Here is a 22296-nt window from a genome sequence, read left to right as displayed (position 1 = left end):
CCGGTGGATGAATGTGCGTTTTTGAAGAGGAGGAATACGTCATGAGTGAAAAAGCCTTTGTGACGGTCACAGCCCTTACAAAATACATAAAAAGAAAATTTGATGTTGACCCTCATTTAGAAGATATTTGGATCAAAGGTGAGTTATCAAATGTGAAGATTCATTCAAGAGGGCATGTTTATTTCACCTTAAAGGACGAAAATGCACGTATGCAAGCCGTCATGTTCCAGCGCTCCGCGTCCAAGCTGCCTTTTTCACCAAAGAGCGGGATGAAAGTGTTCGTACGAGGCGGAATTCAAGTCTACGAACCGAGCGGAAGCTATCAATTATATGCAAAAGAAATGCAGCCTGATGGTGTTGGTGCTCTTCATCTTGCCTATGAAGAGCTGAAGAAGAAACTAGCAAGTGAAGGCTTATTTGATGAGCGCTATAAAAAAACAATTCCTGAATTTCCAGAGGTTGTTGGTGTTATTACATCCCCAACAGGAGCAGCTGTTCGAGATGTCATTACCACGATCAATCGGCGCTATCAGCAGGCCAAGATCATTGTGCTTCCGGCATTAGTCCAAGGAGAAAATGCTCCGCGTTCGATTGTGGAACGGATTAAAGAAGCCAATGAAAAACAGCTTTGTGATGTCTTGATTGTCGGGAGAGGCGGAGGATCGATTGAAGAACTTTGGGCCTTTAATGAAGAAGCAGTCGCAAGAGCGATCTTCGCATCAGACATTCCAATCATTTCTGCGGTTGGGCACGAAACAGACTTTACCATTAGTGATTTCACTGCAGACATGAGAGCACCCACACCAACAGGAGCAGCAGAACTAGCTGTTCCAAGCACCGCCGACTTAATCGAACGAATCAAATCAATCGACATTCGGTTAACAAGAGCGGTAAAAAATCGAACGTCACAAGCAAAAGACCGTCTTGTGGCACTTCAATCCTCCTATGCTTTCCGTTTTCCAAAACGATTACAAGAGCAAAAAGAGCAGCAATTCGATATGGTATTTGATCGTTTTCAAAAACAGCTGACAAGACAAATGGAACAAAAACGCAGTCAACTTGACCGCCAAACATATAGACTGAAGCCGCTTCATCCAAAAGAGCAGCTGCTTCAGGCGAAAAAACGTCACGCCAATGAAACAGAACAGCTCGTTCGGAGCATGAATGTGCAAATGAAAACAATTCATTCGCAGTTCCAATCGGTTCTTGGTAAACTAAATGCATTAAATCCGCTTCAAGTCATGGAAAGAGGCTATAGTTTAGCCTATAAAGAAGATGAGCTCATTAAAAGTGTGAATCAAGTAGAAACGAAGGATCAACTGACGATTACAATGAAGGATGGACGTCTGATTTGTGAGGTTATTGAGAAGGAGGGCAATCATCATGACAGAATCAAATAAACAAAAAGAAGAACAAATGACATTTGAAGAGGCCATGAAAGGACTTGAAGAGATTGTGGGAAAGCTCGAAGAAGGCGATGTACCGCTAGAACAAGCTATCCACTATTTCCAAGAGGGTATGACGCTCTCAAAACTTTGCCATGAAAAATTACAGCATGTTGAAAAGCAAATGGATTTCATTTTAAAAGAGGACGGTGAACTGGCTCCTTTTTCAGTGAAGGAGGCAGATGCTGGTGACAAGTAACTTAAACGATTTTTTAACAACACGAAAACAAGCAATTGAAGACTATTTATTTACATATGTGCAAGAATTGTCTATTCCAGAAGAGCTGAAATCTTCTATGCTTTATTCTCTGAAGGCTGGCGGAAAAAGACTGCGTCCTGTGCTTGTTCTTGCTCTTTTAAATGCGTATGGGAAAAAGGAAGAAGACGGTATACCAGTAGGTTGTGCAGTGGAAATGATTCATACGTATTCCTTGATACATGATGATCTTCCTTGTATGGACGATGATGATCTGCGCAGAGGAAAGCCGACCAACCATAAAGTATACGGCGAGGCAACAGCCGTTCTTGCAGGTGATGCGCTGCTCACTGAAAGCTTCCGTCTGATCACATCGCAATTATCTGACGATGTACCTGCTGATCAAAAGCTTCGAATCATCGATGAACTTGTTACATCAGCAGGTGCACTCGGAATGGTTGGCGGGCAATTTGATGATATGGAAGCAGAACAGAAACAAATCCCTCTTTCTGAATTAGAATCGATTCATGCCCGCAAAACAGGAAAGCTACTCACCTTTAGTGTGGTTGCTGGTGCGATACTGGCAGGTGCACCTGATGATGAGATCGGAAAGCTGAGAGAATTCAGCTATCATATTGGCATTGCTTTTCAAATCCGTGATGATATTTTAGATCTTGAAGGCAGCGAAGAGAAAATAGGAAAGCGGATCGGCTCCGATACAGCAAATGAAAAGTCGACATATCCTTCTTTATTAACGCTTTCAGGAGCAAAAGAAAAGCTGGATGAACATATCACTCGTGCGAAAGAAATTGTCTCAAATCTTGAGTTGGAGCAAAACTTGCTGCATGATTTATGCGATCTGATTGCCTCACGAGATCACTAAAAACAGCCTAGATTTGAGGGTCCTCGAGCAATTGTGGTAAACTGTAAACAGTTTATCATGATGAGACAACTCTTATTCCTGAATTGGTTTTCATAGGAATAAGGCATTATATATGTAGATAGAAATTTTGTTGAAAGCGAGTTGATCCTGATTGGATCTTTTATCAATAAAAAATCCAACGTTTCTAAAAGGAATGTCAAATGCAGAATTAGAGGAGCTGAGTGCGGGCATTCGCACGTTTTTAATTGAGTCGTTAGCGAACTCTGGTGGGCACATTGGTCCAAACCTTGGTGTCGTTGAACTTACTGTTGCACTTCACAAAGTATTTGACAGCCCGAAAGACAAATTTCTTTGGGATGTTGGACATCAGTCTTACGTTCACAAGCTGTTAACTGGAAGAGGCGCCGAGTTTGATACACTTCGTCAGTATAAAGGGCTCTGCGGGTTCCCTAAACGAAATGAAAGTGAACATGATGTTTGGGAAACTGGACACAGTTCAACCTCATTATCTGGTGCAATGGGAATGGCGGCAGCGCGTGACATTAAAGGAACAGATGAATACATTCTCCCGATTATCGGCGATGGTGCACTAACCGGCGGTATGGCGTTAGAAGCACTGAACCATATCGGGGATGAAAAAAAAGACATGATTGTGATCTTAAACGACAATGAAATGAGTATTGCGCCAAACGTTGGGGCGATCCATACAATGCTTGGCAGACTACGTACAGCTGGTAAATACCAATGGGTAAAGGACGAGCTTGAATACTTATTCAAGCGTATCCCAGCAGTAGGAGGGAAGCTTGCTGCAACAGCAGAACGTATCAAGGACAGTCTGAAATATTTGCTTGTCTCTGGTATGTTCTTTGAGGAAATGGGTTTTACTTACTTAGGACCAGTAGATGGACATTCCTATGAAGATTTGTTTGAGAATCTTGAGTACGCAAAGAAAACAAAAGGCCCGGTTCTCCTTCATGTCATCACGAAAAAAGGAAAGGGCTATAAGCCGGCCGAATCTGATAAGATCGGCACATGGCACGGAACAGGACCATACAAAATCGACACAGGTGACTTTGTAAAACCGACAGCAGCCGCACCGTCATGGAGTGGTCTCGTCAGTGAAACCGTCAGAAAGCTGGCACGGGAAGATGAGCGGATTGTCGTGATTACACCTGCAATGCCTGTTGGCTCAAAGCTTGAAGGGTTTGCAAAAGAATTCCCAGAGCGAATGTTTGATGTTGGAATTGCAGAGCAGCACGCTGCAACAATGGCAGCTGGACTTGCTACACAGGACATGAAGCCATTTTTAGCGATTTATTCAACGTTCCTCCAAAGAGCCTATGACCAAGTTCTGCATGATATTTGCCGTCAAAATCTCAATGTGTTCATTGGAATTGACCGTGCAGGTCTTGTCGGTGCAGATGGAGAAACACATCAAGGTGTGTTTGACATTGCTTTCATGCGTCATATGCCGAATATGGTTCTCATGATGCCAAAGGATGAAAATGAAGGACAGCATATGGTCAACACAGCCATTCAATATGATAATGGCCCAATCGCCATGCGCTTCCCGCGTGGAAATGGACTAGGCGTCAAAATGGATGAACAGCTGAAAACTATCCCAATTGGTTCTTGGGAAGTTCTTCGTCCCGGGAAAGATGCTGTCATTTTAACATTCGGTACAACCATTAAAATGGCGCTGCAGGCAGCAGAAGAACTGCAAAAAGAAGGTAAATCAATCCGTGTTGTCAATGCACGTTTCATTAAGCCTCTTGATGAAGGCATGTTAAATGAGATACTGTCTGAAGGTTTGCCAATTTTAACAATAGAAGAAGCGGTGCTTCAAGGTGGATTTGGCAGCAGCGTATTAGAATATATTCACGACAAAAAAGCGTCTCATATAAAAGTAGAACGTATGGGCATTCCAGATGAATTTATTGAGCATGGAAGTGTTGATGCGCTACTTGAGGAAATTGGACTGACGAAAACGCAGGTTGCTGAAACGTTACGTGACCTGTTTCCCGCAGCACCAAGAAAAGGAATTGGATCATGACATCAAAGAAAGAACGACTTGACGTTTTATTAGTCGAACAAGGACTAATGGAAACGAGAGAGAAAGCAAAACGCGCCATTATGGCAGGGATCGTTTATTCAAATGAAAACCGTTTGGATAAGCCAGGAGAAAAAATCGCTCGTGATACCCCGCTGACTGTGAAGGGGAATCCGCTGAAATATGTCAGCCGAGGTGGGCTAAAGCTCGAAAAGGCACTTCAAGAATTTGATTTAACCGTTGAAGGAAAGCTTTTAATTGATATCGGCTCATCAACAGGGGGATTTACAGATTGCGCACTCCAAAATGGAGCAGTCAAATCCTATGCTGTGGATGTTGGCTACAATCAGCTTGCGTGGAAATTACGACAGGATGATCGGGTGATCGTCATGGAACGCACCAACTTCCGCCATTCTGTTCCGGCAGATTTCACCGAAGGATTGCCAGAGGTTGCATCTATTGATGTATCATTTATCTCGCTCAAACTCATTCTTCCCGCATTAAAGCATATTCTTATCCCAGGCGGCGACTGTATTGCGCTAGTAAAGCCGCAGTTTGAAGCGGGCAGAGAGCTTGTTGGAAAAAAAGGCATTGTGCGAGAACCTTCTGTACACCTTGGTGTGCTAGAAGAAATGAATCAATTTGCTGCAAAAGAAGGCTATGATGTAAAGGATGTTTCGTTTTCACCCATTACAGGCGGAGATGGAAATATCGAATTTCTCCTCCACTTGGTCCTGCATCCCGATCAAGAAGAGAATACGGCACTTCCAGTATCTGAACTTGAAAAAGTCGTCAAAGAAGCCCATGCCGTATTGAAAGAAAAGAAAAACAGTCCTGAGCCGGCTGACACATGAATTATTGAAACAAAAGGAATAATAGCTCGCTATTATTCCTTTTAGATTGTTGACAAAGGGCTAAAATGAACTTGATTTTAGCCCTTTGTCTTCTTTTCAGCGTGATAGAAAACCTTTGCAGTCTAGGAAGGACGAGTACTGGCGCGAAGCGAATTTGGCATTCGTGAGCACCAGAGCGCAGGACTGACAAAGAATGCGAGGGTTTGTCTACATGCTGAACGGAATAATCGCTCGCTATTATTCCTTTTTACATGGTCAAAAGATCAGAATTGACCGTTTCTCACGTAATGCTTGTTTTTTGAAGTGTGCATCATATAACATAGAACGTAAAGACAAACTGAGATTCTAACGCCTAGGGGGGTCAAAATGAACAAAGGTCAAAGACATATTAAGATTAGAGAAATTATCGCAAGCCAAGAAATCGAAACACAAGACGAATTAGTCGATATTTTGAAAGCGGATGGATATAACATCACACAGGCGACCGTATCAAGAGATATCAAAGAACTGCATTTAGTCAAAGTGCCAACAAATAATGGAACATATAAATACAGCCTTCCTGCAGATCAGCGGTTTAACCCGCTATCGAAATTAAAGCGTTCCTTAATGGACGCATTTATTAAAATGGATGCTGCCAGTCATTTAATCGTTCTAAAAACAATGCCTGGGAACGCTCAAGCCATCGGTGCTTTAATGGATAATTTAGATTGGGAAGAAATTATGGGAACCATTTGTGGGGATGATACCATCTTAATCATTTGCCGCACGCCAGAGGATACGGATACCGTTTCGTCTAAAATTTTAGAACTTCTATAAAGAGATCAGGTTTACAAAAAGAGGTGTCAAATGAGTGTTAGCAGAACTAACCATTAAAAACTTTGCAATCATTGAGGAGTTAACGGTTTCGTTTGAAAAAGGACTCACAGTTCTAACAGGGGAAACAGGTGCCGGAAAATCAATCATGATTGACGCTGTCTCACTTCTCGTAGGGGGAAGAGGATCATCCGAATTTGTCCGTTATGGCGAAAAAAAAGCAGAGCTGGAAGGTCTTTTTCTTGTACCAGCAGATCATCCTGTATTTGCCCTTTGCGAGGAGCAAGGAATTGATGCATCTGATGAAATGATGATTCTTCGCCGTGATATCAATCAAAGCGGGAAAAGCATTTGCCGCATTAATGGTAAGCTTGTCACCATCTCGATTTTAAGAGAAGTTGGCCGGCTTTTGCTTGATATACATGGACAGCACGATAATCAGCTGTTAATGGAGGATGAAAATCATTTGCATTTGCTTGATCAATTTGGAGCAGATGAAATTGCACCTGCTCTCTCGCAGTATCAAGAAGCGTATGATCAATATATGAAGACGGCGCAAAAACTCAAACAGCTGTCTGAAAATGAACAAGAAATGGTTCATCGGTTAGACTTATTGCAATTTCAGCTGGAAGAGATTGAAGCGGCACAATTAGAGCCTGGGGAAGATGAGAAGCTTCAAGAGGAACGTCATCAAATCAGCAATTTTGAAAAAATCTTTTCCTCGCTTCAAAATGCATATAATGCTCTGCGTAATGAGCAGGGAGGACTTGATTGGGTTGGGATGGCTTCAAGCGAGCTTGAGCAAGTTTCTGAAATCAACGACGATCTGAAAAAGCTCTCTGAGCAAGTGTCAAACTCCTATTATTTATTAGAAGATTCTACTTTTCAAATGCGCAGCATGCTTGATCAATTAGAATTTGACCCAGCCCGTCTTGATTTTATTGAGTCTAGACTAAATGAGATGAAGCAGCTGAAGCGAAAATACGGCACAACCGTTGAGGAAATTTTAGAATATGCGGCTAAGATTGAAGAGGAGATAGACCAAATCCAAAATCGAGACAGCCATTTGCAGACACTTAAAAACAAACTTGATGCGATAAGCCGGGATGCATTGCTTGAAGCGCTCAACGTGTCAGAGCTCCGTAAAAAATGGGCGAAAAAACTGGCGAAGCACATTCAAGCTGAATTGAAGGATTTATATATGGAGAAGTCTTCTTTTGATACCGCTTTTACGATTCGATATGCACCTTTTGGCAGTACGGACTGCCCGCTTTTAGATGGAAAACCCGTACAGCTCGGGAAAAATGGCATAGATCAAGCGCAATTTGTCATTTCTACAAATCCGGGTGAACCGATGAAATCTTTGTCAAAAGTAGCATCTGGAGGAGAAATTTCACGTGTCATGCTGGCAGTGAAAAGTATTTTCTCAGCGAAACAAGAAGTGACGTCCATTATATTTGATGAAGTGGATACGGGCGTTAGCGGCAGAGTCGCACAAGCCATTGCTGAAAAAATTTATAAAGTAGCAGCAGGCTCACAAGTACTCTGTATTACCCATCTTCCGCAAGTCGCAGCAATGGCTGATACACATCTTTTTATTTCTAAACGCGCTAAAGCTGGTAGAACAATGACGAACGTCAAACCACTAAGTGATGATGAAAAAGTGAGTGAAATCGGCCGAATGATTGCTGGTGTAGAAGTCACTGAGCTCACAAAACAGCATGCAAAAGAATTACTGCACCAAGCAAATGATGTCAAAACGACAGGGTAGCTGAAACAACAGCTGCCTTTTTTATATTGTCTCATATTCGCCGTATATACGCATGAAATCGTCTTTTTCTTTTATCAATTTATCCAATCATTTTCTAAAGGTGCCGGTTATAAATCCTCGCTAAGAAGGCAAAAGTAAAGATGTAGCCAAAACATTAATGTTCTGGTGTGGGTAAGGAGCGAGGAGAGTGAAAAATGAATGCCCGAAAAGATGAGAAAAGCCATTGGTGTGATTCTCCTTGTTTCTTTAATAAGTACAGGGTTTATGAGCATAGTGAAGGAATATATCAGCATTCCAACAACTGTCGCAGTATTTGAACACGAGAAGCATTCGATTGATACATCAATTGAAGCGTCAGCCAATGCTTCTTCACCAGCCTTTAGTCTTTCAGAGAAAAAGAATCAACTTGAAGTAACGGGACAAAAGGCGGGAAAAGCCGAAATTGTTTATGATTTTAAAGGATTTCCTATTAAGAAAACAAAAGTCGATGTTCTTCCCGAATTAAAAGTCATTCCTGGAGGACAATCCATTGGCGTCAAACTCCACTCTGTCGGAGTTCTCGTTGTTGGTTTTCATCAAATCACAACAGCAGACGGCAAAAAATCACCAGGTGAAGCTGCAGGCATTCAATCAGGGGATATGATCATTGAGATCAATGGTCAGAAAATGGAGAAGATGAATGACCTCACCCCATTTATTCAGAAAGCCGGAAAAACGGGGGAAACCCTTCATTTACTCATAAAAAGAGACCATAAAACCTTTCAAACGACATTAACACCCGCGAAAGATGCAAGTGAAGGTACTTATCGAATCGGTCTTTATATTCGTGATTCCGCAGCAGGAATCGGGACGATGACCTTCTTTGAACCATCTTCTAAAAAATATGGCGCCCTTGGGCATGTGATTTCTGACATGGATACAAAAAAACCAATCGTAGTCGACAATGGTGAAATTGTCAGATCAACCGTCACATCCATTGAAAAAGGGACAGGAGGCAACCCTGGAGAAAAATTGGCCAGGTTTTCTTCCGAAAGAAAAACGATAGGTGATATTTCACGTAACAGTCCATTCGGTATATTTGGTACGTTAACCGAAAAACTTGAAAATCATGTAGCAGACAAACCACTTCCAGTCGCATTATCAAATGAAGTAAAAGAAGGTCCAGCCGAAATATTAACGGTTGTGGACCATGATAAAGTAGAGAAATTTGATATTAAAATCGTCAGCACAACACCACAAAAATTCCCGGCAACAAAAGGAATGGTGCTTAAAGTAACAGATGAACGCTTATTAAGCAAAACGGGCGGGATCGTTCAAGGAATGAGCGGTAGTCCGATCATCCAAAATGGCAAAGTCATTGGAGCGGTCACTCACGTGTTCGTCAATGACCCGACAAGCGGATACGGCGTACACATTGAATGGATGCTGTCAGAAGCAGGAATTGACCTTTATCAAAAAAACAAAAAAGCAAGCTGATGAAAAACTGCCGCGAATCTTCCGGCAGTTTTTTTCTACCCTTTCTTTCTCTTCCATCATGTTATAAAATAAGGAAAAAGAGATTTTTCGACAAAATGGAAAACAGTGTGTTGTCAAATTGCAATAATCGTCGATTCATTAAGAAAAACGTAGAAAAAGCTAGATAATGCTCTATTATTCGGAAAATTAAACTTTTTTAAAGGGGATAGCATGGTTTTGTCGAATTGAACACTCAGAAGAGAAATGCAAAAGACTAAGGAATCGACATTGGGGAGGAAAGAACGTGGAGAAAATTAAAGTGTGTGTAGCTGATGACAATCGAGAACTTGTTGGCCTTTTGACAGAGTATATTGAGGGACAGGAAGATATGGAAGTACTTGGCGTGGCGTATAATGGTCAGGAATGTCTGACATTATTTAAAGATAAAGAGCCCGACGTTCTCCTCTTAGATATTATCATGCCTCATTTAGACGGTCTTGCTGTACTGGAACGCCTCCGTGAAAACAATGAAATGACTAAACAGCCAAGTGTCATTATGCTGACGGCTTTCGGACAAGAAGACGTAACGAAAAAAGCAGTCGATTTGGGCGCATCCTATTTCATTTTGAAACCATTCGATATGGAAAACCTCGTAGGTCATATTCGTCAAGTCAGTGGAAACGGCACACAAGTCAGCCATCGATCTTCATCTATCCAAAACAGTGTCCTTCGCAGCAAACCTGAACCGAAACGTAAGAACTTAGATGCGAGCATTACGACGATTATTCATGAGATTGGCGTGCCAGCTCATATTAAAGGTTATTTATACTTAAGAGAAGCCATTTCGATGGTGTACAATGATATTGAACTACTCGGCAGTATTACAAAAGTATTGTACCCAGACATTGCAAAGAAATTTAACACGACAGCCAGCAGGGTAGAACGAGCGATTCGTCATGCCATTGAAGTGGCTTGGAGCAGAGGGAATATTGACTCCATTTCGTCACTCTTTGGCTACACAGTCAGCATGTCAAAAGCCAAACCGACCAATTCCGAATTTATTGCCATGGTAGCTGATCGTCTGCGTTTAGAGCATAGAGCAAGCTAAGTCAACGTCCATAAAAAAACGTTTCTTCAATGAGGCGTTTTTTTATTTTCGTAAAATATTGCTAAAAAATGGTTATGTTGATAAAATCATCTTTAATGTTTAAATTGGACAAACGGGCTGCTTTATTTTCAGAATAAAATGAAAAATAAAGCATGAAAGAAATGAATAGGACATAAAATAGTGGTAATCAGCTACGCTAATCAATTGGCTTATAGAAGAAGAAAACGCTCATTCGTAAGAAAAAGGATGAGAGGAAAAGGTCTTATGTAATTAGTAAATAAAGTAAATGAGATCGAAAGTTCTATTTCTATTGACCCGATTGGTTGGCGTTTTAAAGTCACTGGCTTCTTAGAGATTGTGCCATTTGAACTGAATATTCCCATTGTCGAATTTAATAATTTTCACATTCTTTTACTATGCTATAATAATGAAAAGAAGAGGGTGAGGTTATGGGAAAGCTGAAAATCCACTCTGCTGAGGTTGCGAACGAAATTAGCAAGTGGACGAGGGTCATTTCTCAGAATGACCTAGAAAAATCTGCTGTCTATAAAGAGAAAATTCAGAATTTGCTAAAAAATACAGATGAGGATCGAGAAGTTCTTCTTTATTATCAGCTAGTCGACGGCAGACATGAAATGTTACTTGGAAATATTGAAAAAGCCAATCAGATTATGAAAAGTGTCGGAACGCTGGATGAAAAAGCAGATGACATTATTAATTTTTATTTTTACTTTTATAAAGGCCAATATGCTGCCTATGTCAAAAAATATGATGAGGCGATTAGTTTTTATAAGATTGCTGAGCAGCGGCTAAAACGTGTGAATGAAGATCTTGAAGTAGGAACTTTTCATCATAAAGTCGCTTCCATTTATTACGAACTGAAGCAAAATTTCATTTCCATTAATCATATTAAAAAAGCCATTGATACGTTTAAAGCGCATGAAGAATATACCGCACAGGCGATTGACAGCTTAATTTTACATGCAAGCAACTGTATTGATTTACTACAGTTTGATGAAGCTGAGGAAAAGTACCAAGAGGCACTTGAGAAAAGTAAGCGCATTAACAATGAAGTGCTGATTGGGAAGTGCTATCACAATTTAGCGGTTCTTTATTACGCAAAACCTGATTATGAAAAAAGTGCGCAATACGCCAAAAAAGGGATGAGCATTCAAATTCATCGCGACAATAGCCATTATTTCATCCAATCTTTATATGTTCTCGCAAATGCCTTAGTTCATTTAGGAGATCATGAGGCGAAAGAATATATTAAAGAGGGGATTCAATATAGCTGTGATATCCAAAATAATGAATATATAGTAAAATTTGAAATTTTGGATTTGATGTGCGAAAATAGTGGAGCAGCAGACGTATTCTCTGAAAAATTAGACTACATAGAAAAAAATAGATTATATGTGGAGCTTGAGGATTTGTCTGAACAAATATCGAAATACTTCAAGGAACGAAATGATTATCAAAATGCCATTCGTTTTCTTGAAAAGAAATTCGATGCACAAATACTTCAAAAGAAAGTGGAGGTTATCTTATGAAAAAGTTGTTGTTAGGTGTAACAATCGTTACAGCAGTCGCAGTTGTTTCTTCCCTTTTTGCTCTTGACGCAGAGACGACAGAGCAAGCCATCAGAGCGATTACGTGATCGAATTTACCTGTCAACCTCTTCTCTCTTATTAGAAGAGGTTTTTTTATGTGCTCAAACTGGCAAAACGAAAACAGACACGTCATAATATAGGTAATCATCATATTTAGAGGTGGCATATGACGAAAATTTTTGCACATAGAGGCTTTAAAGGAAACTATCCAGAGAACACCATGATTGCCTTTGAGCACGCACTCCATTCTGGAGCGGATGGGATTGAGCTTGATGTTCAGCTCACCAAAGACGGCAGACTAGCTGTCATTCACGATGAAAAGCTGAACCGAACGACCAATATGAAAGGGTTAGTGAAAGACTATACATATGAAGAGTTAAAAAGAGGAGATGCCAGTCATTCTTTCTATGAAGAAACGGGTGCGGTCTCCATTCCTCTATTAGAAGAAGTATTAGAGCTAGTGACGCAGAGACCATCCTTTATGATCAACATTGAATTAAAAAACTCTATTTATCGATATCCAGGGATTGAAGAAAAAGTAAAAGAGCAAATTGAGCACTTTCAAATAGAGGATCGAGTGCTTGTCTCATCATTTCATCACGGCAGCTTAGCTCTTTTTCACAAGCTGATGCCGCACATTGAACTGGCGGTCCTCACGATGGATGTGATTCATCAACCGGACATGTATTTAAAAACAATCCCGGCAAAGGGCTACCATCCGAATATAAAGGGCGCTGGGGTGACAAAAGAAGTAGTATGCGCTCTCCATGCGGACCAACAAGTGATCAGACCGTTTACTGTAAACAGTGAGAAGCAAATAAAAAATATGTTGACCTTGGGTGTTGATGGAATCTTTACTGATTTTCCTGATCGAGCCGTCAAAATAAGAGAAGAAATGAAATAAAGACCTGCTATCAACAGCGGGTCTTTTTCATGATTACCTTTGCTTAAAACGAGTTGTTACTTTATTTCGTTTACGGTCTCTATATAAAATAAATCCTGCAACAACATAAAGACCTCCCCCTAAAAATAACAACCCTGCAATTCCTTGCAGCCATAAATATGGAAATGGTGCAATGATGATGCCGAAAACAGTGTCACGCAGCAGCTTAATGCCAAGTGCTGCAAAGGCTCCAGGTATTAAAATAATCACTAATGCCAGTATTCTCCCCATCAAATGTCCCCTTAAACGTCATTTACTTCCATTGTCTAATTCAAAAAATATTTTGTCAAGAAAGGAAAACGTGGTAATATAGGTGTTGTGCAATTTTTTGCAACGGAAAAATATGGTGTGCAAAATTTTTCATATAAAGGGGTAACGGGATGCAGAGAGTCTTGATTGTCGGTGCAGGACAAGGTGGATCAGCACTGCTTGAAACATTGCTGAAAACAAATACGGTTCAAATCATTGCGATCGCCGACCTTGATCTCGAGGCACCGGGGATGGATGAAGCGAAAAAGAATGGAATTGAGACGACGACGGATTGGAAAGAATACATAAAAGATGACATTGATATCATCATTGAAACCACAGGCAGTTCTGCTGTACTGAAGGAACTAATTGAACAAAAACCAGAGCATGCTGTGATTGTGCCAAGCTCGATGGCATATGTCATGTCAGAATTAATGGCAGAGAAACAACAGCTTATTCAAATATTGAAGGAACAAACCTATAAACATGACCGCATTTTTAATGCAACGAATGATGGCATGATTTTTATTAATATGGATGAAGAAGTGGTCCTGTTTAATCGATCGGCTGCCAAAATGGTGGGGTGTTCGCAAAAGGATGCGATTGGCCGTCACATTCGAGAAGTGATTCCGAACACGAAACTTCCCGATATATTAAGGTCAAGGGAGCCGGAATTTAACCAAAAGCAATTTTTGAATCAGCAAATTCAAATTGTGACCACCCGTCTGCCGATTATTGATGACGCGGGGAGAATGTTAGGTGCTTTATCCATCTTTAAAGACATTACAGATGCGGTGGAGCTTGCGGAAGAAGTGACAAACCTCAAAGAAGTAAGAACGATGCTTGAGGCGATTATTCAATCATCAGATGAAGCCATATCGGTTGTCGATGAGCAGGGGAAAGGTATTTTGATCAACCGTGCTTATACGAAAATGACCGGTTTAACGGATAAAGAGGTCGTAGGTAAACCAGCTGGTGCTGATATTTCCGAAGGGGAAAGCATGCACTTAAAGGTGCTTGAAACAAGAAGACCTGTTCGTGGCGTCAGAATGAAGGTTGGTCCAAATAAAAAAGATGTCATCGTCAATGTAGCACCTGTTATTGTTGACGGCATTCTAAAAGGCAGTGTCGGGGTCATTCACGATGTATCCGAAATCCAATCATTGACGAATGAATTAAATAAAGCAAGACAGCTCATCCGAACACTTGAAGCAAAGTACACATTTGAAGAAATTATTGGAGAAAGTGAACAAATGCTTGTCGCACTTGAGCAGGCAAAACTGGGCGCAAAAACGCCGGCAACCATTTTACTCCGCGGAGAATCAGGTACTGGGAAAGAGCTGTTTGCGCATGCCATTCACAATGAAAGTGATCGCAAGTACAACCGCTTTGTCCGTGTCAACTGTGCTGCCTTATCAGAAACTCTTTTAGAGTCAGAACTGTTTGGCTACGAGGAAGGAGCGTTTTCTGGTGCAAGGCGAGGCGGGAAAAAAGGGCTGTTTGAAGAAGCCAATCAAGGCAGCATCTTTTTAGATGAAATCGGTGAAATGACGCCAAGTACACAAGCGAAATTGCTGCGTGTCATGCAAGAAAAAGAAATTGTTCGGGTAGGCGGAACGAAAGCGATACCGGTCGATGTGCGTGTGATCACAGCGACAAATGTCAATATTGAAAAGGCGATGGCAGAAGGGAAGTTCAGAGAGGATTTATATTATCGAATGAATAGATACCCGATATCGATCCCACCGCTCAGACAGCGTCTCGAAGATATTGAATCATTAAGTAAACGCCTCATCCAGAAGATCAATTTAGACTATGGGCGAAACGTCAGCGGCTTAACAGATCGTGCGCTTCATAGACTTCGATCATATAGCTGGCCAGGCAACGTGAGAGAGCTTGAAAATGTGCTTGGACGAGCGATGATCTTTTTGAATCCGCAAGAAGAATGGATCGATGAAGCGCATATCGCCTTCATGGAGTCAGACGAGCATGAGGAAAAAGAGCAGCAGGAACTGGCTGTTAGTCAATTTGAGGGGGAGACGCTCTCAGATGCTGTAGAAGCATTTGAAGCGCAGTTGATCAAACAAACCCTTGAAAAACATCAATTCAATCGCACAAAAACAGCGAAAACGTTAGGGATCAGCATTCGAAATCTTTACTATAAAATGGATAAGTATCAGCTTGCAAAAGATAGCATGCAGTAACATGCACGTAACCTGCAAGAAATTGCATAATTTCTTTGCGGAAAGGCTTATTTTTCACACATTTCAAGCTGGCACGGAACTTGCATATAAAAAGAGGAACCGAGCACAAGGAAAGGTGGGCAAGTATGAAGCTTGACGATCTGATTATCAAAGCCTCGCAGCTGCAGAATAAAACAGCGGCTGTGGCTCATGCAGAAGACGAAGAAGTGCTTCATGCCATCAAAATGGCAATCGAACGAAAAGTCGCTCGCTTCCTGCTGGTTGGAAACAAACGCAACCTAAAGGAGCTAGTCAAACAGCATGAGATTAATGAAGACTGGATAGATATTATTCATTCAGATTCACCCGAAGAATCTGCCAAAATTGCCGTTCAGGCAGTAAGTGAAAATCATGCAGATATTCTCATGAAGGGGCATGTCCCGACAGCCGTACTGTTAAAAGCTGTCCTAAATAAAGAATATGGGCTTCGGACAGCGAGTGTCCTTTCACATGTTGCAGCCTTCGAAGTACCGGGCTTTGACCGTTTTATCTATGTGACGGACTCTGCGATGAACATTGCGCCTGATTTAAATATGCTGAAAGAAATTACGGTGAATTCCGTTCAAGTCGCACAAGCTGTCGGAAATGATATGCCCAAAGTGGCGGTATTATCAGCGGTAGAAGTCGTAAACCCAGCGATGGATTCGACGCTCACAGCTGCAAGTCTTGCGCAAATGAATCGAAGAGGTCAAATTTCTGGCTGCCTGATTGATGGGCCGCTTGCTTTAGATAATGCCATTTCTCAAACGGCAGCTTCTCATAAAAATATTACGAGTGATGTGGCTGGTCATGCAGATATTTTGCTTGTGCCGACCATTGAAGCAGGCAACATTCTTTATAAATCTCTCATCTACTTTGCTCATGCAAAAGTGGGAGCTGTGGTGGCAGGAGCGAAAGCACCGATTGCTTTAACAAGCCGGTCTGATTCAGCTGAAAGCAAGCTCTATTCAATTGCACTTGCCATCTGTACATCAAATTAAGTGAAAGTATTAGGAGGAATAGAAAATGGAACTTTTTAAATATATGGAACGATACGATTATGAACAGCTTGTATTTTGTCAGGATGAACAGTCTGGTTTAAAAGCCATCATTGCCATTCATGATACAACACTTGGGCCAGCACTCGGCGGAACAAGAATGTGGACATATGAAAATGAAGAAGCAGCGATCGAAGATGCCTTGCGTCTTGCAAGAGGTATGACTTATAAAAATGCGGCGGCAGGGCTTAACCTTGGCGGCGGTAAAACGGTCATCATTGGTGATCCGAGAAAAGACAAGAATGAAGAAATGTTCCGTGCTTTTGGCCGTTACATTCAAGGATTAAATGGCCGTTATATCACCGCTGAAGATGTCGGTACAACGGTAGAAGATATGGATCTTATCCATGAAGAAACAGACTTTGTCACAGGCATCTCTCCTGCATTTGGTTCTTCAGGAAACCCATCTCCAGTGACTGCTTACGGTGTATATAAAGGGATGAAAGCAGCTGCAAAAGCAGCATTCGGTACAGATTCATTAGAAGGAAAAACAATTGCCGTTCAAGGTGTTGGAAACGTGGCTTACAACCTATGTAAACACCTGCATGAAGAAGGCGCACAGCTTATCGTCACTGATATCAACAAAGACTCAGTTCAGCGAGCTGTAGAAGACTTCGGTGCAAAAGCGGTAGACCCTGATGATATTTATGATCAAGAATGTGATATTTACGCGCCATGTGCACTCGGTGCAACCATTAACGATGTGACGATTCCTAAATTAAAGGCAAAAGTCATTGCAGGTGCAGCGAATAACCAGCTGAGAGAAACACATCATGGAGATCTTATTCATGAAATGGGCATTGTGTACGCACCGGATTATGTGATCAATGCAGGCGGTGTGATTAACGTTGCAGATGAGCTTTATGGCTATAATGCCGATCGTGCAATGAAAAAAGTAGAAGGCATTTACCAAAACATTGAGCGAGTGATTGAAATCTCTAACCGTGATGCCATTCCAACTTATAAAGCGGCAGACCGATTGGCTGAAGAGCGAATTGAAAGAATGCGCAAATCAAGAAGCCAATTCCTGCAAAATGGTCAACATATTTTAAGTCGTCGCTAAATGGATGAATGAGTTGAAACGGAGGTTTTGTTTTTGCTGACAAAAGAATGGCGTATTCTCACGATTAATCCTGGCTCTACCTCAACAAAAATCGGTGTGTTTCATAATGAACGATCTATTTTTGAAACGACATTAAGACATACAGATGAGGAAATCAAGCAGTTTCCTCATATCATTGATCAATTTTCATTCCGTAAAGAAACCATTTTGAAAACACTGCATGAACAGGGGATGAACATCTCAAAGTTTGATGCAGTTTGCGCACGCGGTGGTCTTCTTCGTCCGATTGAAGGTGGCACATATGAAGTAAATGAGCAAATGGTTGAAGATCTAAAAGAAGGGTATGCTGGCCAGCACGCCTCTAATCTAGGCGGAATTATTGCCCGAGAAATTGCACTTGGCCTTAACATCCCAGCTTTTATTGTTGATCCCGTAGTCGTAGATGAACTACAGCCAATTGCTCGTATTTCAGGACTGCCAACAATTGAGCGGAAAAGCATTTTTCATGCGTTAAATCAAAAAGCAGTCGCAAGAAAAACGGCTGCTTCGTTTGGAAAGCGTTACGAAGATTTGAACATGATCATTACCCATATGGGCGGCGGAATTACGATTGGTGTACATCAAAAAGGAAAAGTCATTGATGTGAATAACGGTCTTCATGGCGAGGGTCCTTTCAGCCCAGAGCGGGCAGGAACTCTTCCAACAGGTGACCTTGTTAATTTATGCTTTTCTGGTGAATATTCGCAAGAGGAAATGCTCAAACGCATTATTGGCGAAGGCGGTCTTGCAGGCTATCTTGGTACGACAGATGCAGTAAAAGTAGAGCGCATGATCGAAGCAGGTGATGAGCGTGCGGCGCTTATTTATGAAGCGATGTGCTATCAAATTGCCAAAGAAATCGGTGCGGCTAGTGCGGTCTTAAAAGGAGCTGTAGACGTCATTGTGTTAACAGGCGGCCTTGCCTACAGCAAACAAATTACGTCAAGCATTAGAGGATACATTGACTGGATTTCAGATGTTGTTGTGTACCCAGGTGAAAATGAATTGCAATCCTTAGCAGAAGGGGCGCTTCGCATCTTAAAAGAAGAAGAATCACCAAAAGAATACCCAAATGATCAAAAGGCGGAGAAAGGAGTGACAAGTCATGGCAACTGAATATGACCTCGTCATTCTTGGTGGAGGCACAGGCGGCTATGTAGCGGCCATTCGTGCCTCTCAACTTGGATTGAAAACAGCAGTCGTAGAAAAATCAAAGCTCGGTGGAACATGTCTTCATAAAGGCTGTATCCCATCTAAAGCGCTGCTTAGAAGTGCAGAAGTCTATCAAACGGTCAAACGTGCCGCTGATTTTGGCGTTGAAGCAAGCGGAATTGCCTTACAATTTGCAAGCGTACAAAAAAGAAAAACAGAGATTGTCGACAAATTAGCAGGCGGCGTCAAACACTTAATGAAACAAGGAAAAATTGATGTATACGAAGGAATAGGCCGTATCCTAGGCCCTTCAATCTTTTCGCCAATGCCAGGCACCATCTCGGTAGAAATGGCGAATGGCGATGAAAATGAAATGCTGATTCCTAAGCAGGTCATCATTGCGACTGGATCAAGACCGCGCGTCCTGCCCGGACTTGAAGCGGATGGAACACACATCCTTACATCAGACGAAGCACTTGAACTGCAAGAACTCCCTCAGTCCATGCTGATTGTCGGCGGAGGCGTGATTGGGATCGAATGGGCTTCCATGCTTAACGATTTTGGCGTAAAAGTCACAGTGATCGAATTTGCAGATCGCATTTTGCCAACAGAGGATCAAGATATTTCTAAAGAAATGGAAAAGCTTTTAACGAAAAAGGGCATCACCTTAGTGACAAATGCGAAGGTTCTGCCAGATACTGCCGAAAAGCATGAGAATCTGGTCAAGATCCAAGTGGAACAAGGTGGAGACACTCAGTCGTTTGAAGCAGAGAAACTGCTTCTTTCAGTTGGCCGAGTGCCAAACGTGGAAGGCATAGGTCTTGAAAACACGGACATCCAGACAGAAAATCATGGCATTGTCGTGAATGAGCATTACCAAACGAAAGAGTCGCATATTTACGCAATAGGTGATGTCATTGGCGGTCTTCAGCTGGCGCATGTCGCATCACATGAAGGCATGATTGCAGTAGAACATATGGCTGGTCAAGATCCAAAGCCGCTTGATGAAACGCTCGTGTCTAAATGTGTTTACTCTCACCCAGAAACCGCTAGTGTTGGACTGACTGAACAGGCGGCAAAAGAGCAAGGCTACGAAGTCAAGATTGGGAAGTTTCCCTTTATGGCCATCGGAAAAGCGCTTGTATTTGGAGAGTCTGATGGATTTGTCAAAATCATTGCTGACCAAAAGACAGATGATATCTTAGGGATTCATATGATTGGTCCTCATGTAACAGATATGATATCTGAAGCTGGATTAGCCAAAGTATTAGATGCAACTCCGTGGGAAGTGGCGCAGACGATCCACCCGCACCCAACCTTGTCAGAAGCAATTGGCGAGGCAGCACTGGCTGTTGACGGAAAGGCGATCCATTTTTAATCAAGGAGGGAAACATGATGAGTAACATGCGTCATCAGGAATTAGGATTATCAGATGAACAAGCGATTGACATATATAGAACCATGCTTTTAGCAAGAAAAATTGATGAACGGATGTGGCTGTTAAACCGTTCTGGAAAAATTCCATTCGTCATCTCTTGTCAAGGACAGGAAGCGCAGCAAGTCGGTGCCGCTTTTGCCCTCAATAGGGAAGAGGATTACGTTTTACCTTATTACCGTGATATGGGGGTTGTCCTTGCATTCGGGATGACGGCGAAAGATTTAATGATGTCTGGTTTTGCGAAAAAAGACGATCCAAACTCAGGCGGGAGACAGATGCCAGGTCATTTTGGGCAAAGATCAAACCGAATTGTGACTGGATCATCGCCTGTGACAACACAGGTTCCTCATGCGGTTGGCATCGCACTTGCCGGGCGTCTAGAGCAAAAGAATTTTGTTAGCTTTGTGACGTTCGGTGAAGGCTCTTCAAACCAAGGAGACTTTCACGAAGGCGCCAACTTTGCTGCGGTGCATAAGCTGCCTGTTATTTTCATGTGTGAAAACAATAAGTATGCGATTTCTGTCCCGTATGACAAACAAGTGGCATGTGAGCGTATTTCAGATCGTGCAATAGGGTACGGAATGCCGGGTGTGACGGTTGATGGAAATGATCCGCTTGAAGTGTATGCAGCGGTCAAAGAAGCGAGAGATCGTGCGGCAAGAGGCGAAGGCCCAACATTGATCGAAACCATTTCTTACCGGTTAACTGCGCATTCAAGTGATGACGATGATTCTAGCTATCGAGAAAAAGAAGAAGTGCTCGAAGCAAGAAAGAAAGATCCGCTCATTCAATATGAAACGTACTTAATCGAAGGAAATGTCATGACTTCTGAAATGAAAGAAGAGATGACAAAAGAAATCATGCAAATCGTAAACGAAGCCACTGATGAAGCGGAAAACGCAGCTTATGCCGATGCAGAAAGCGCACTTCGTTACGTGTATGCGGAGTAAGGGGGAAGAAAAATGCCTGTTATGTCATATATAGACGCTATTACACTAGCGATGAAAGAAGAAATGGAGCGAGATCCGAAAGTGTTTGTGCTCGGAGAGGATGTCGGGAAAAAAGGCGGCGTATTTAAAGCAACAGCGGGTCTTTACGAGCAATTTGGAGAAGCGCGCGTCATGGATACACCTCTTGCCGAATCAGCGATTGCAGGTGTAGGTATTGGGGCTGCTATGTATGGAATGCGTCCGATCGCGGAGATGCAATTTGCGGATTTTATTATGCCAGCCATCAACCAAATCATTTCAGAGGCTGCAAAAATTAGATATCGTTCCAATAATGATTGGAGCTGCCCAATGGTCATTCGTGCTCCTTACGGGGGCGGCGTACACGGGGCGCTTTATCATTCACAATCTGTCGAAGCCATTTTTGCCAATCAGCCAGGCTTAAAGATTGTGATGCCTTCTACACCTTATGATGTCAAAGGGTTGTTAAAAGCCGCAGTGCGTGATCCAGATCCTGTATTGTTCTTTGAACACAAACGTGCATACCGTCTCATTAAAGGAGAAGTGCCTGAAGAGGATTATACGCTCCCTATTGGAAAAGCGGATGTGAAACGAGAAGGCGATGACATTACGGTCATTACATATGGCCTTTGTGTTCATTTTGCCCTCCAAGCAGCAGAGCGCCTTGCGAAGGACGGAATTTCTGCTCATATTCTCGATTTACGTACAGTGTACCCGCTTGATCAAGAAGCGATTATTGAAGCGGCATCAAAAACAGGGAAAGTACTCTTGTTAACAGAAGATACAAAAGAAGGAAGCATCATGAGTGAAGTAGCTGCCATCATTTCAGAGCACTGCTTGTTTGATTTAGATGCGCCAATTAAACGTCTAGCAGGACCTGATATCCCTGCAATGCCTTATGCACCGACAATGGAGAAATTCTTCATGGTTAATCCGGATAAGGTAGAAGCTGAAATGAGAGAACTAGCGGCGTTTTAAG

At 42.1% G+C, this 22296-nt stretch carries 19 protein-coding genes; 18 read left to right on the top strand and 1 reads right to left on the bottom strand.

Annotation, left to right across the window (positions count from 1 at the left end):
• The first annotated feature begins 41 nt into the window (after window positions 1-41).
• The 11 genes from xseA to NST09_RS11245 all read left to right on the top strand — a co-directional run bounded on the left by xseA (window position 42) and on the right by NST09_RS11245 (window position 13089).
• Window positions 42-1400 (top strand): exodeoxyribonuclease VII large subunit, encoded by a 1359-nt coding sequence (xseA, locus tag NST09_RS11295; RefSeq protein ID WP_017357964.1) that lies wholly within the window; start codon window positions 42-44, stop codon window positions 1398-1400.
• Window positions 1384-1644, top strand: coding sequence for an exodeoxyribonuclease VII small subunit (locus tag NST09_RS11290; RefSeq protein ID WP_003215880.1), 261 nt, complete (start codon window positions 1384-1386; stop codon window positions 1642-1644). Before xseA ends, NST09_RS11290 begins: the two co-directional genes overlap by 17 nt.
• Window positions 1634-2524, top strand: coding sequence for a polyprenyl synthetase family protein (locus tag NST09_RS11285; protein ID WP_342493015.1), 891 nt, complete (start codon window positions 1634-1636; stop codon window positions 2522-2524). Before NST09_RS11290 ends, NST09_RS11285 begins: the two co-directional genes overlap by 11 nt.
• A 151-nt stretch (window positions 2525-2675) precedes the next feature.
• Entirely contained in the window at window positions 2676-4577 is a 1902-nt protein-coding gene (gene dxs / locus NST09_RS11280) for a 1-deoxy-D-xylulose-5-phosphate synthase (RefSeq protein ID WP_342493014.1), read from the top strand.
• A complete protein-coding gene (locus tag NST09_RS11275) occupies window positions 4574-5428 on the top strand; it encodes a TlyA family RNA methyltransferase (RefSeq protein WP_007501164.1) in 855 nt (284 codons plus the stop codon). Before dxs ends, NST09_RS11275 begins: the two co-directional genes overlap by 4 nt.
• Before the next feature lie 366 nt (window positions 5429-5794).
• Window positions 5795-6244, top strand: a complete 450-nt coding sequence (gene argR / locus NST09_RS11270) for a transcriptional regulator ArgR (RefSeq protein WP_217815928.1) — start codon at window positions 5795-5797, stop codon at window positions 6242-6244.
• A 34-nt stretch (window positions 6245-6278) separates the two neighbouring features.
• On the top strand, window positions 6279-8012 hold the full coding sequence (gene recN, locus NST09_RS11265) for a DNA repair protein RecN (protein WP_249668910.1): 1734 nt from the start codon (window positions 6279-6281) through the stop codon (window positions 8010-8012).
• Between the two features lie 198 nt (window positions 8013-8210).
• On the top strand, window positions 8211-9488 hold the full coding sequence (gene spoIVB / locus NST09_RS11260) for a SpoIVB peptidase (RefSeq protein ID WP_007501161.1): 1278 nt from the start codon (window positions 8211-8213) through the stop codon (window positions 9486-9488).
• A 283-nt stretch (window positions 9489-9771) separates the two neighbouring features.
• A complete protein-coding gene (spo0A, locus tag NST09_RS11255) occupies window positions 9772-10575 on the top strand; it encodes a sporulation transcription factor Spo0A (RefSeq protein WP_008342226.1) in 804 nt (267 codons plus the stop codon).
• Window positions 10576-11024: 449 nt separating this feature from the next.
• Window positions 11025-12125, top strand: coding sequence for a Rap family tetratricopeptide repeat protein (locus tag NST09_RS11250; protein ID WP_019743381.1), 1101 nt, complete (start codon window positions 11025-11027; stop codon window positions 12123-12125).
• A 226-nt stretch (window positions 12126-12351) separates the two neighbouring features.
• A complete protein-coding gene (locus NST09_RS11245; RefSeq protein WP_342493013.1) occupies window positions 12352-13089 on the top strand; it encodes a glycerophosphodiester phosphodiesterase in 738 nt (245 codons plus the stop codon).
• A 33-nt stretch (window positions 13090-13122) separates the two neighbouring features.
• Here NST09_RS11245 and NST09_RS11240 read toward each other — a convergent pair whose 3' ends face one another.
• Window positions 13123-13359: a DUF2627 domain-containing protein gene (locus NST09_RS11240; protein ID WP_017357960.1), complete on the bottom strand. Its 237-nt coding sequence runs from the start codon at window positions 13357-13359 to the stop codon at window positions 13123-13125.
• Between the two features lie 149 nt (window positions 13360-13508).
• Between NST09_RS11240 and NST09_RS11235 the strand changes: the two genes are divergently transcribed.
• The 7 genes from NST09_RS11235 (at window position 13509) to NST09_RS11205 (ending at window position 22295) form a co-directional block, all read left to right on the top strand.
• A complete protein-coding gene (locus tag NST09_RS11235; RefSeq protein ID WP_342493012.1) occupies window positions 13509-15581 on the top strand; it encodes a sigma-54-dependent Fis family transcriptional regulator in 2073 nt (690 codons plus the stop codon).
• Window positions 15582-15706: 125 nt separating this feature from the next.
• Window positions 15707-16600 carry a phosphate butyryltransferase gene (yqiS, locus tag NST09_RS11230; RefSeq protein WP_008342231.1) on the top strand — a complete coding sequence of 298 codons (894 nt, stop codon included), beginning with the start codon at window positions 15707-15709 and terminating at the stop codon, window positions 16598-16600.
• 25 nt (window positions 16601-16625) lie between these two features.
• Window positions 16626-17720, top strand: coding sequence for a branched-chain amino acid dehydrogenase (gene bcd / locus NST09_RS11225; RefSeq protein WP_007501155.1), 1095 nt, complete (start codon window positions 16626-16628; stop codon window positions 17718-17720).
• 27 nt (window positions 17721-17747) lie between these two features.
• Window positions 17748-18875, top strand: a complete 1128-nt coding sequence (gene buk, locus NST09_RS11220; protein WP_026050108.1) for a butyrate kinase — start codon at window positions 17748-17750, stop codon at window positions 18873-18875.
• Complete coding sequence (gene lpdA / locus NST09_RS11215) at window positions 18865-20289, top strand: dihydrolipoyl dehydrogenase (protein ID WP_017357957.1); 1425 nt, start codon at window positions 18865-18867, stop codon at window positions 20287-20289. The genes buk and lpdA overlap by 11 nt, the downstream gene beginning before the upstream one ends.
• Window positions 20290-20306: 17 nt before the next feature.
• On the top strand, window positions 20307-21299 hold the full coding sequence (locus tag NST09_RS11210) for a thiamine pyrophosphate-dependent dehydrogenase E1 component subunit alpha (RefSeq protein WP_017367570.1): 993 nt from the start codon (window positions 20307-20309) through the stop codon (window positions 21297-21299).
• Between the two features lie 12 nt (window positions 21300-21311).
• Complete coding sequence (locus NST09_RS11205; protein WP_007501148.1) at window positions 21312-22295, top strand: alpha-ketoacid dehydrogenase subunit beta; 984 nt, start codon at window positions 21312-21314, stop codon at window positions 22293-22295.
• The last annotated feature ends 1 nt before the right edge of the window (window position 22296 follow it).

It is taken from the genome of Bacillus sp. FSL W7-1346, assembly GCF_038593335.1.
GTDB lineage: Bacteria > Bacillota > Bacilli > Bacillales > Bacillaceae > Bacillus > Bacillus altitudinis.
This window is presented reverse-complemented; position numbering and strand designations above follow the sequence as displayed.